Origin of the sequence: Clostridium paraputrificum, from assembly GCF_900447045.1 — a bacterium.
Taxonomy (GTDB): Bacteria; Bacillota; Clostridia; order Clostridiales; family Clostridiaceae; genus Clostridium; species Clostridium paraputrificum.
This window is the reverse complement of the sequence record NZ_UAWH01000014.1, coordinates 1,280,306-1,292,820: the sequence shown is the minus strand read 5'-3', so window position 1 is coordinate 1,292,820 and position 12,515 is coordinate 1,280,306. Positions and strand designations below refer to the sequence as shown.

The window sequence follows — 12,515 nt, the reverse complement described above, 5'->3', positions numbered from 1 at the left end:
AATATCTATACCCCATATCTTTTAATAATTTTATCTGCCACCTCTCTACGAGTTATTCTTTCATTCATAGCATGCTTTTCTATAACTCTATGAGCTTCTTCCTCCGTTATGTTATTATATTGAATTAACAAACATTTTGCTCTATCTATTCTCTTTATATCTTCTACTTTTCTTTTTAATGTGCTTTGCTCCTTTTTTAACGCCCTAAATCTCCTTAAAGAGGTAAAAACAAATTTTACTCCTTGATAAAATATTGATTTTGTAAAAGGCTTTGATATAACAAATACTCCATAATCTTCAACCTTAGCACTAATCATATCAGCACTTTCACTTTTAACCATAAGTATAACCCCAATAGTTCCTCCTTCTGCTATTTTAATAGCTAAATCATTACCAAATTCATCAGTAAGAGGTGTATCAATTATAACCATATTATATTCATCTACAAGTATTCTTCTCCTTGCAGCTCCACTATTATTTTCAGTGTCAACATGGATATATCCCATATCTTTTAAATTGTCAGTATATACTTTTTTTCCTTTTTCAGAACTACAAACTACAAGTATCTTATCCATATAACACCTCCCACGCTAGCACATCTAATTAAAGTTTAATAAAGTAATTATTTATTTCCCAATCACTTACTTCATCATTTTGAACACATTTTTCTTCGTAATCCTTCCATTCATTCTTTTTATTCTCAATAAACTTATTAAAAACAAAATCTCCTAATGACTCTTTTACAAATGTACTTTTTTCCATTATATTTATAGCTTCCCCAAGATTATCTGGAAGACTATCAATATCATTTTCTAATAGACTTGAATACATATTTTTATCAACAGGAGCTATAAGTTTTTTATTCTTCTCTATGCCTTCAAGACCTGCCTTTAATAATAAAGAAAAAGCCATATATGGATTGCATGTACAATCTGCACTTCTAAGTTCCATCCTACAGTACTTATCCTTTGATGCTGGTATTCTTATAAGCTGTGATCTATTATTGTGTGACCATGTTATATATTTAGGTGCTTCATATCCCCCAAATCTTTTATATGAATTTACAGTAGGATTTAAAACTGCTGTTATCTCTTTAATACGCCCTAAAATTCCAGCTATAAAACTTTCTGCATTTTCATTATGATTTACATCAGTTAAGAAAATATTATCCTCATCCTTAAATAAAGATAAATTTATATGAAGACCTGAACCACTCTTATCTATAAATGGTTTAGGCATAAAACTTCCATGTAGCCCATTTAACGATGCTATTGTTTTTACTACATTTTTAAAAGTTATAAAATTATCAGCAGAAGCTAGAGAGCCATCATACATAAAATCAATTTCATTTTGCCCTGGTCCTGATTCATGATGAGAACTTTCTGGAGTTAATCCCATATCCTCAAGTGTAAGGCAAATTTCTCTTCTTACATTCTCTCCCTTATCAAAAGGTGCAACATCAAAATATCCAGCTAAATCATGAGGAATTAATATTGGGTCTCCTTCATCATCCCTTTTAAACAAGTAGAATTCACATTCTGGTCCAACCTTAGATAAATATCCTTTACTCCAAAGTTCATCTTCTGTTTTTTTAAGTATATATCTCGTATCTCCCTCAAAGATTTCCCCATTAGGCTTTTTAATATAGCAAAAGAATCTTGCCACCCTACCTTCCTGTGGTCTCCAAGGTAATATTGTTAATGTTGATGGGTCTGGATATAAGAATAAATCTGACTCTTCTATATCTAAAAATCCCTTTATAGATGAAGCATCAAAGCTTATTCCATACTTAAAAGCCCTTTCTAATTGAGAGGACATTATTGATATATTTTTTAATTCCCCCAATATATCACAAAATTGAAGTCTAATAAATTTAATATCATTATCATCTACAAACTTGATGATTTCACTTATTGTTCTATCCATAATTACCCTCCTTAATGTCTCTATAAACAAAAAAAGACGTCACTAAACCTGCGAATCACTCACAAACTTAGAACGCCTTTGTCCTATTAACATTTTATTCCTTAGATATTTTTTTGTCAATATTTTAAAAAAGTATTGACTATTTATTTCCATCAAGAATATAATGAACTAAAGCAAAGACGCTATAGGATTAATTTCCTAGGGCGTCTTTTTTTATTTTAAAAGGGGGCTATATATATGAGTAAAACATTCATTCCTAAAAACTATGAACCTAAACTTGATTTATTTCAAACACAAATGGCTATTGAAATTATAAAAAGTAAATTTCAAAAAGAACTTGGGGAAAAGTTAAATTTAAAGAGAGTATCTGCACCACTATTTGTAGATCCTACAACAGGAATTAATGACAACTTAAATGGATACGAACGTCCAGTAAGTTTCGATATTAAGGAAACTGGAACTTACGCAGAAGTAGTACACTCTCTTGCTAAGTGGAAACGTATGGCACTATTTAAATATGGTTTTAAAGAGTTAACAGGTCTTTATACTGATATGAATGCAATACGTAGAGATGAAGAAATGGATAACCTTCACTCAATATATATTGATCAGTGGGATTGGGAAAAGATAATTACTAAAGAAACACGTAATATTGAGTATTTGAAGGATACAGTAAAAAGCATCGTTTCTGCAATCTGTAATACCTTGGATTCATTAAAAGTAATTTATCCTGAAATTACAACGACTCTTTCTAATGATGTTACTTTTATTACCACAGAAGAACTATATAATCTTTATCCAGAGCTAACTCCTAAAGAGAGAGAAAATGAATTTGTAAAAACTCATAAAACCTCTTTCATAATGAAAATTGGAGATCTTCTACCTAATGGTAAAAAGCATGATGGACGTGCTCCTGACTATGATGACTGGGCATTAAATGGAGATATATTATTTTGGAATGATATTTTAGAATGTGCCTTTGAGGTTTCTTCAATGGGAATAAGAGTAGATAAAACCTCCCTTGAAGAACAGTTAGTTAAAAGTGGATGCGAAGATAGAAAGAACCTACCTTTTCATAAGATGATTCTTAATGAAACCTTGCCACTAACTTTAGGTGGTGGAATTGGACAATCTAGACTCTCCATGCTTCTACTTGGAAAAGCACATATAGGAGAAGTTCATTCATCAATTTGGGATAAAGATACCCTAAAAATTTGTAAAGAAAATAATATAAACTTGCTATAGGAGGGATTTATAAATGAATAAAGATTATGTACCTAATTTATTTGGAAGCATGGTTTTCAATGAAAAAATAATGAAAGAAAGATTACCAAAACAAACTTACAATGAACTAAAATCTTGTATTGATAAGGGTAAAGCTCTTAATATAAATGTGGCAAATATTGTAGCATGTGCCATGAAAGACTGGGCATTAGAAAAAGGTGCTACTCACTTTACACACTGGTTCCAACCAATGACAGGAATAACAGCTGAAAAGCATGATTCCTTTATTTCACCAACTGAAGATGGACAAATAATTATGGAATTTTCAGGTAAAGAATTAATTAAGGGGGAACCTGATGCTTCAAGTTTCCCAAATGGTGGCTTAAGGGTAACCTTTGAAGCTAGAGGTTATACAGCATGGGACCCCACTTCATATGCCTTTATAAAAGATAATACTTTATGTATACCAACTGTCTTCTACTCATATAGCGGGGAAGCTTTAGACAAAAAAACTCCTCTACTTCGTTCCATGGAAGCAATAAACAAACAAGCTTTAAGAGTATTAAATTTATTTGGTAATGAAGATGTTAAGAGTGTTATAACAACTGTTGGACCTGAACAAGAATACTTTATAATTGATAAAGATCTTTACTTAAAGAGATTAGACTTAATATTAACAGGACGTACTTTACTAGGTGCAAAAGCGCCTAAAGGGCAAGAACTTGAAGATCACTATTTTGGTATTATAAAACCTAGAATAGCAGCTTTTATGGAAGAATTAGATAAGGAATTATGGAAGCTTGGAGTACTTGTAAAGACTAAACACAATGAAGTTGCGCCTGCCCAACATGAGCTTGCTCCTATATTTACTACAACTAATTTAGCTACAGATCACAACCAATTAACTATGGAAACTATGAAGAAGGTTGCTGATAAACATGGTTTAGTATGTTTACTTCATGAAAAACCCTTTGAAGGTATAAATGGTTCAGGAAAGCACAATAACTGGTCTTTATCTACTGATAATGGTCAAAACCTTTTAGAACCTGGAAAAACTCCAGCTAAAAATGCTCAATTTTTAACTTTCCTATGTGCAGTAATTAAAGCTGTGGATGAATATCAAGATTTACTAAGAATATCTGTAGCCAATGCTGGAAATGACCATAGATTAGGTGCTAATGAAGCTCCTCCAGCTATAGTTTCAATGTTCTTAGGTGATGAGCTTTCAGGTATATTAGATGCTATTGAAAATAATGAAAAGTACTCAGCTAAAGACAAGGTAGAAATGGAACTTGGAGTTGATGTCCTTCCTAGATTTCCCAAAGATACAACAGATAGAAATAGAACATCTCCTTTTGCATTTACAGGTAATAAGTTTGAATTTAGAATGCTTGGCTCTACCTTCTCTGTCTCTGGACCAAATGTAATCTTAAATACAATTGTTGCTGAAGCTCTTTCTTCCTTTGCAGATGAACTTGAAGGGGCAACTGATTTTAAGAAGGCTTTAAATTCATTAATTAAAAAGACTCTAAAAGACCATAAGAGAATTATCTTTAATGGAAATAATTACTCTGATGAATGGATCCAAGAGGCAGAAAAGAGAGGTTTATTAAACTTAAGAACTACAGTTGATGCTCTTCCTTACTTCATTAAGGATAAAAATATAGCTTTATTTGAAAAGCATAATATATTTACTGAAACAGAAATTCGTTCAAGATATGAAATATTACTTGAAAATTACTCAAAAATCATAAATATTGAAGCACTAACAATGGTGGATATGATAAGAAAAGAAATACTACCTGCTGTTACTAATTACATGAAAAATTTAAGTGATACAATCATAGCTAAAAAGTCTGTTGGCTTAAGTAACTGCTGTGATATGGAAAGAGGAACCTTAACTAATATATCTAACCTAGCTAACAATTTATATACCGAAATAGAAAAGCTAGATAGCCTTTTAAGAAGGGTTGATGACTATTCAGATCCACTATCAGTTGCGGACTTCTACAAATCATTAATTATACCTACTATGGAAGAAGCTAGATCCTATGCGGACAGTCTTGAATTATTAGTAGGCAAAGAATATTGGCCAATACCAAATTATGCAGACTTACTATATAAAATATAAGTTTACTAAAGGCGTAATTCTAAACAGAATTACGCCCTTATTATTCCCTATAATTAATAGTTTTTAATTCCCCATCATAAGCAATAGATGAATTTTCAAAAACCTCTTTAGCATTATGAATAAAATCCTGAGGATTTGGAAGTGATGGACTAAAATGAGTTATTTTAAGTTCCATACATTCCCCTAACTTTGCAAGTGTTGCACTTTCTCTAAAAGTCATATGCTTATTTTTTAAAGCTTTATCCAAATCATTATCGTCCCCATAGTTGCCCTCACAAATAAACAAATCACTATCTTTAATAAATTCAGGTATTTCTTTTATAGGCCTTGTGTCTGTAATATATGATAATTTTATTCCCCTTCTCTCATGGCCTAACACCATTTCCTTTGTATATATGCTCCCCTCATATTCAATTTCCTCTTCATTCTTTTGAAGCTTTGACCACAAAATCTTTGGAACATTATTTTCTTCTGCCTTTTCCCTATCAAACTTTCTTCTTCTCTTAAAATAGAAGCTGTATCCAACACAATTAGTTGAATGTTCCAATTCTAATGAAGAAATAATAATTTCATCACTTAGCACTATTTTTTCTGTTTTCACCTCAATAATCTCTAATTCATAAGGTAAATAGGGGTTAATAACATTTAATCCATCCACTACTTTTCTTAGCCCTACAGGACCTATTATTTTTACCTTCTCTCTTCTATCACTATTTCCCATGGTAGATAATAGCCCTGGAAGTCCTATTATATGATCACCATGTACATGAGTTATACATATACAATCAATATTCTTAAATCCTAACCCACCTTCTCTAATAGCTACTTGTGTTCCTTCTCCACAATCAATTAATATCTTTCTTCCATTATAAGCAACCATTAAAGCTGCTAAATGTCTATTAGGTAAAGGTATATTTCCTAGTGTTCCCAAAAAACATAAATTAACCATCTTATCACTCCTAGATGTAAAAAGGGCAGCATTTACTTGCTGCCCCCTAGATTATTTTATATGTTCATGATCTAAAATATGCTTTTCACAATAAGCATGCTTTCCATTACACCTGCTACAATATCTAAATTCCATATCTGGATCATCTACATCAGTAATGCCACAAACAGTGCACTTATGAGTATATGACTTTTTAACAGAATTAATTTTTCTCTTGTAGTCCTTCATTCTTATAACAGAGCTATTTCTCATTTTCTTTTCCCTATAATTACTTGCTCCAAAGAATAAAAGGTAATTAATTACAGGAACTAGATTAATTAAAATTCCTTGTATACTAAAATTAATAATGCTTTGTAAAACTCCTAATATTATTATTGCCCAGTTAAAATATCCTAAATACTTTGCTTTAATAGGCAAAATGAAAAATAGTAAAAATTCTGCATTAGGATATAGCTTAGCATAAGCTAAAAATAAAGATAAATTTATTATATCAGCAGTAACAGAACTCATTGTTATAAAAGATATAACAATTGCTGATATCATACCTACCAAATAATAAAGGTTAAATTTAAACCCGCCCCACTCATATTCTAAAGCGTTCCCAGCTATATAATAAAAGTAGAAAGCAAAAACTGCAAATACTATACTTCCTGGATTCATTACAAAAACAAAGGTTACAAGTCTCCATATTTGACCTTGTAATACTAAAGCTGGTTCTAAATAAAGCATACTTCTTATATTTGTCTTTAAAACATAATCTATTATAAATAAGGCTGCACTACCAGCTATAATTATTCCCATTAAATTATGAATATAATGTCTTCCAAATTTTCTATCTAGTTTATTTATCCAATTCAAAAGCAAACGCCCCTTTATCTCATATTTTGTTTAATATAAATTCTACCACATAATATAATAATAGCCAAGAAAATCGGCACTTATATTTATTTTTATTGTTCCGTCGCAAGCTCCAAGTCACCGAAAAACAAACATCCTCTCCTCCCCCACTGAAGGTAGGAAAATTATAAAATTATTTTCTTTGGTTTTAGTTCTTTTTCCTATCTAAAGTTTGCATCAGGACAGCATGTATAGCATCCATCACTATTATGATAATAATTCTTTTTGCAGTCTTCTACCGCTTCAATATTGCTATAATACTCCCCCATATAAGTTATATTTAATTCTTCAGGCATATTCTTACATCCCTCTTCATGAACTATATGCATACCATTTAAGTCAACTTTATTACTAACATAATATGAACTCATCCCTTATTCTCCCCCTTTTTCCCTTTCTTATATGAATCATTATCGCACTAGTATACATAATTGTAAATATTTAACAATTATTTTTTTATATAAATTATACTTTTTTAATAATTTTGTACCCTTAAAGGTTAATCCATATATTTTCCTCCCTGATACATGGTTTTAAACAATTTCATACATAAACTTCACACTTTCCTCCTATATACTGAATATATCTAGGCAATCCTGTATTTGACTAACTTTAATAATTGCCTTAATATAAATACATAGTAAATAACGCGGGATGGAGCAGTTGGTAGCTCGTTGGGCTCATAACCCAAAGGTCGTAGGTTCAAGTCCTGCTCCCGCAACCATATAAAAGAACTTCTAGAATAGCTAGAAGTTCTTTTTTCACTGTCTAGGAAAGTATAAAATTTCAATTAGCTATACATCAAAGGTATTATTACATTTTCCTTATCTTTAAATATTTATTTTTCTGTGACTTGGACCCTGCGACAGAACAAGCAAAATAAATATCCACCCCAAATTTTGCATTTATAAATAATATGTCTATACAATCTTCCCTATTATTATCCATAACTGTTATAATAATTACGTATTCTATAAATGGGGAGAGGATTCACTATGAAGAAAAAATATGTAATAGCTTATATGAGAGATGGTGGACTAGAAACAATTACTGAAGAAGACGCTAAGAAACTTACTCATGTTAACTTAGCCTTTGGTAAAATCGATTCTGAAGGAAAAATTTATACTAAATTAAAGAACTTTAATGAATTAGAAAGAATAAGAAAATATAATCCTGAAATTAAATTTCTTATTTCTCTAGGTGGATGGGGAAATGGTGGTTTCTCTGAAGCTGCCATGACAGAAGAAAGTAGAAAATTCTTTAATGAAGAAGCTATAAGATTTATGAAAGAACATAAATTAGATGGTATTGATATAGATTGGGAATATCCTACTTCATCAATCTCTGGAATTACATCTAGCCCTAAAGATAAAGAGAACTTCACTCTTCTATTGAAGGATTTAAGAGAAGCTTTAGACAAAGAAGGAGAGAAAGACAACAGACACTATTTGTTAACTATAGCAGCTGGTGCTGATGAATATTTTATTAGATTTACTAATATGAAAAAAGTTCAAAAGTACTTAGATTATGTTATGCTTATGACCTATGATTTTAGAGGCGGTTTTCAAATATTAACTGGTCATCATACTAATCTTTATACTTCTTCAGGAGATATATTTCCAAGCAGTATTATGAATTCAGTTAAACTATTTGAAGCTGCTGGAGTACCATCAGAAAAATTATTAATAGGTTCTGCCTTCTACTCCAGATCTTGGACAGGAGTTCCTAATGTAAATAATGGATATCTTCAAATGGCTCAATCAACAGGTGGTATATCTCAAGACTTTACTGATTTAGATAGAGATTATATTAATAAAAATGGTTACACAAGATATTGGGATGATGAAGCAAAAGCCCCTTACCTATTTAATGGTGATAATTTTATATCCTATGATGATGAAGAATCTATTTCTCATAAAACCAAATATGTTAAGGATAATAATTTAAGGGGAATTATGTTCTGGCTTTATGATGCTGATAAGACTGGTAAACTTTTAAATGCAATTCATGAAGGACTTAAATAGGATAATCAAAATAAGATAGATAATTAATATAATAAATTTAAAATAAAGGAGCTGTCTCAATAGATAATAATTTTTCTCTATTGGGACAACTCCTTTTCTTATTAAATTCAAAACTTCCAATAAGCTTTGTTGTTTCTTCAATATATTCATTTTTAGAATTTATAAAGAATGATTTGGAGATTTGAGATAGCAAGAAGAAAAAAATATTCAGGCATCTACATTAACTCTTTTTACCTTCTTATCTTTTTATCCAGCTTCTTATTATATAAAAACATAAACAACGATGCTCCAAATATTATTAAATATCCAATAACACTTAAATAATCTGGTAATGCTCCAAAGATAACAAAACTAATTAATGCTGAGAAAATTATATTTGAATAATCAAAAATAGAAATTTCTTTTGCAGGAGCATATTTATATGCTAATGTTATTCCAAACTGTCCAACACTTGCAAAGACACCAGCTAATAATAAATACATAAGCTGAGTCATTGTCATAGATTTATATACTGCCATCATAAATGGGAATATTGCCACTAATGAAAAGGCAGAGAAATAAAATACTATTGTATAATGTTTTTCTTTTCCTCCTAAGACTCTAAGGCAAGTGTAAGCTGCTGCTGCAAAAATTGCGCCACCTATACCAGCTAAAGCAGGAATCATTTCAAAATTAAAACTTGGTTTTATAATGAATAAAGCTCCTGAGAAAGCTATAACTAAAGCTAATCCCTGTTTAAAATTAATCTTCTCTTTTAAGAACAAAGCAGAAAATATTATTACAAAAAATGGACTTAATTTATTTAGCATATTTGCATCTGATAGAATAAGTCTATCTATAGCATAATAATTTAGAACTATTCCTAATGTACCAAAGGTTGATCTCATTATTAAAGTCTTTTGGTTTTCCTTTTTACCAAATAAACTTTCCTTGTGTTTTAAAATTAAAATTAAAGCAACTATTGCAGATACTAGATTTCTAAAAAAAGTTTTTTGAAAGGATGGTAAATCCCCAGCTAACTTAACAAAGGCTGACATCATAGCAAATCCAAAGGCTGATAGTATTATAAATATTATTCCTTTTGTTCTATTACTCAAATTATTAAAATTCATCTGTTCCTCCTAATGTAGCTTTTTAAATTAAAATTCAATATACATTATACTTATATATTATCCACCGTACCATACTAAAGATAAAAAAAGTACTTAGAAAAATCCAAGTACTTTTTCACATTTCTATTTATTTTTCTTGCTTCTTATAATATCTCTATTCTTATTTAGGTAAAATACTGCAGCTGCAATTATAAAGACAAAGATTAATCCTGATATAATCAATAATGTTTTTTCCCCACCTTCTAGTCCTTTTAATTGTTCATACATAGGTGCCTCTTCTGACTCTTTATACTTAAAGTTTCTTACATTACCATCTATATCAATAACAGCTCCATCTCCATACAACTTATATACCTCTGTTTCTTTTCCTAGATACACCAAACTCTTAGTTAGTAGTTCTTCATTTGGAGATGTTAGAACTAACATAAACTTTCCACTACTGTAGCTAGAGTAATCTAACTGAAATGTTGCAATGTTTTTAGCATAGTCATCCATTAAATATAATTTTTCATTAGATAAGAATTTACTCCAATCTTTATCATACTTAAACCATAATGAATTATTTAGTTCCTTTATAAGCTTATTACTATTAGGCGTACCATAAACTATAATATTATTATCCTTATGTTCATCCTTTAAGTTACCTATACTTACTGCTCCTATTTTACCAAGGTTGTATCTCATGCCTTTTCCCATAAGGTTAGCCATATTTCCTAAAGCAGTTAAATCCTTAGATGGAAGGTTATCCGGAATAATAAACATGGTATCATTTATATCCCAATCCTGAACAAATGGCGCAGGATAATTATTAAAATAAAACTCATTTGTATTTCTACTATTAATTTGTATATATGAATCTCCAGTTACCAATCCCCATGGTTGTTCATGCTGATTCTTCTCACACTCTACACCTTTTAAATTTAAATCATAAGCTAATTTTATTTCTAGGTATGATGTATTTAAAACATCTTTAGGAATAACTATTGATATATTATCATTATTAGCTTTTTCCCTCTCTAACTTTTTACTACCTATTGGAGTATCATTTATATATACAGTAAATAAAGACCTATCAAAATCAAGATTTTCAGAATATCTTAAATTTAATTCAAGCTTATCTCCTGGAGATAACTTTTTATTCTTAGGTAAGGCATATCCAATCTTAACTTCTTTTCTAAAAAGTCCTTCCACTTTCATTTCACTTATCCCTAATTCATCTAGGGTAATTATAGAGCTAATTGGCTTTATCTCTTTATCTAAATCAAGATTACTATTTACAAAGGTTGAACTTGATGAAACTTGACCATATATATCCTTATTCATCAAAAACTTAATAGCACTCTCTAATTCAGTTTCACTATTTGAAATTATAGAAATTAGCTTTAAATCACTTCTTGTAGAAAAAGGTGAATTATTTACTCCTATATAAGCTTCATTATCTAAGGGCAAATCTTTTATATCATTGCTTATTATTGGAAGATTACTTTCCCCCTCTTCTTTAGAACCTATAAATATAACATTACTTTTTGATAAATCTCCTCTATCGCTCCATTTTACTATTTCCCCATTACCATTAATCCCTCCTAAAAGAGTTTGGAATTTTAGAGCAGATGATAATTCACCATCTGTATACTTATCAGGAATTATTATTTTATTATTAGAATCATAGCTTTCTGATAATCCATAAGGGAATTCTATAATTTTATTTCCATATACTTTAGCCTTTTCTACTAATTCTATATTTGATTTTCCTCCCAAAACTAACCAGTTTGCAGTATTATAATCATCAGTGCAGGGTTCATCACTGCATCTTAAATATCCTTCTACTTTAACTTCATTAGATCCATCTTTCAATAAATAACCAGGTAAATTTATAGTGATAGTTTCTGGCTCTCCATTTCTCTTATTTATTTCCATAGAATAAAATTGAGATCCATTTAGAGAAAATGTTAAGTAGCTCTTTACTTTATCAGCTAACACATCTGTTAATTCTATCTCTAAGTTTAAAGTTGCTCTTTCAATTCCTTCTTTACTCTTAGTATTAAAAATCCATCTATAACTATCAAATACTCCATGAAAAGTAATATTACTATTTAAATCAATCTTACTTATATAAGTTTCATTTGTATATGTATAACTATTTTTAGGAAAAGCTGTAGCAATATTTACTGGTATAATAAAACTTACAACTAAAATCAAACTAATTATCTTTAAAAGTTCTTTTATATTCTTCTTCATTAGTACCTCCTACT

The 12,515-nt window shown here is 30.0% G+C and carries 10 protein-coding genes and 1 tRNA gene; 4 read left to right on the top strand and 7 right to left on the bottom strand.

The features are described from left to right. Window positions 1-5 precede the first annotated feature (5 nt). Both DR024_RS11090 and glnA read right to left on the bottom strand, forming a co-directional pair. A complete protein-coding gene (locus DR024_RS11090) occupies window positions 6-575 on the bottom strand; it encodes an ANTAR domain-containing response regulator (protein ID WP_055183809.1) in 570 nt (189 codons plus the stop codon). A gap of 28 nt (window positions 576-603) precedes the next feature. Further along, the gene (glnA, locus tag DR024_RS11085) at window positions 604-1,926 is read right to left on the bottom strand and encodes a type I glutamate--ammonia ligase (RefSeq protein WP_055254235.1); all 1,323 of its coding nucleotides are present in this window, start codon (window positions 1,924-1,926) and stop codon (window positions 604-606) included. A 237-nt stretch (window positions 1,927-2,163) separates the two neighbouring features. On the opposite strand from glnA, the gene asnA reads away from it, so the two are divergent. Next, window positions 2,164-3,171, top strand: coding sequence for an aspartate--ammonia ligase (asnA, locus tag DR024_RS11080; RefSeq protein ID WP_055254237.1), 1,008 nt, complete (start codon window positions 2,164-2,166; stop codon window positions 3,169-3,171). A 13-nt stretch (window positions 3,172-3,184) separates the two neighbouring features. Beyond that, window positions 3,185-5,281 carry a glutamine synthetase III family protein gene (locus tag DR024_RS11075; protein WP_111918796.1) on the top strand — a complete coding sequence of 699 codons (2,097 nt, stop codon included), beginning with the start codon at window positions 3,185-3,187 and terminating at the stop codon, window positions 5,279-5,281. Between the two features lie 40 nt (window positions 5,282-5,321). Here the strand turns inward: DR024_RS11075 and DR024_RS11070 are convergent, their stop codons facing one another. From DR024_RS11070 to DR024_RS11060, 3 genes are all read right to left on the bottom strand, one after another. Next, window positions 5,322-6,230 carry a ribonuclease Z gene (locus tag DR024_RS11070; RefSeq protein ID WP_111918794.1) on the bottom strand — a complete coding sequence of 303 codons (909 nt, stop codon included), beginning with the start codon at window positions 6,228-6,230 and terminating at the stop codon, window positions 5,322-5,324. A gap of 51 nt (window positions 6,231-6,281) precedes the next feature. Then, window positions 6,282-7,088, bottom strand: coding sequence for a rhomboid family intramembrane serine protease (locus DR024_RS11065; RefSeq protein WP_055254242.1), 807 nt, complete (start codon window positions 7,086-7,088; stop codon window positions 6,282-6,284). Window positions 7,089-7,288: 200 nt separating this feature from the next. Beyond that, entirely contained in the window at window positions 7,289-7,498 is a 210-nt protein-coding gene (locus DR024_RS11060; RefSeq protein ID WP_055254244.1) for a hypothetical protein, read from the bottom strand. Between the two features lie 277 nt (window positions 7,499-7,775). Here DR024_RS11060 and DR024_RS11055 point away from each other — a divergent pair. Then, window positions 7,776-7,851 (top strand) — tRNA-Met (locus tag DR024_RS11055). Window positions 7,852-8,122: 271 nt separating this feature from the next. Continuing rightward, window positions 8,123-9,151: a glycoside hydrolase family 18 protein gene (locus tag DR024_RS11050; protein WP_055254246.1), complete on the top strand. Its 1,029-nt coding sequence runs from the start codon at window positions 8,123-8,125 to the stop codon at window positions 9,149-9,151. Window positions 9,152-9,381: 230 nt separating this feature from the next. On the opposite strand, the gene DR024_RS11045 is transcribed toward DR024_RS11050, so the two are convergent. Further along, window positions 9,382-10,263 (bottom strand): DMT family transporter, encoded by an 882-nt coding sequence (locus DR024_RS11045; protein ID WP_027097908.1) that lies wholly within the window; start codon window positions 10,261-10,263, stop codon window positions 9,382-9,384. Window positions 10,264-10,386: 123 nt separating this feature from the next. After that, entirely contained in the window at window positions 10,387-12,501 is a 2,115-nt protein-coding gene (locus tag DR024_RS11040) for a cellulose biosynthesis cyclic di-GMP-binding regulatory protein BcsB (protein ID WP_099329037.1), read from the bottom strand. Window positions 12,502-12,515: the final 14 nt, after the last annotated feature.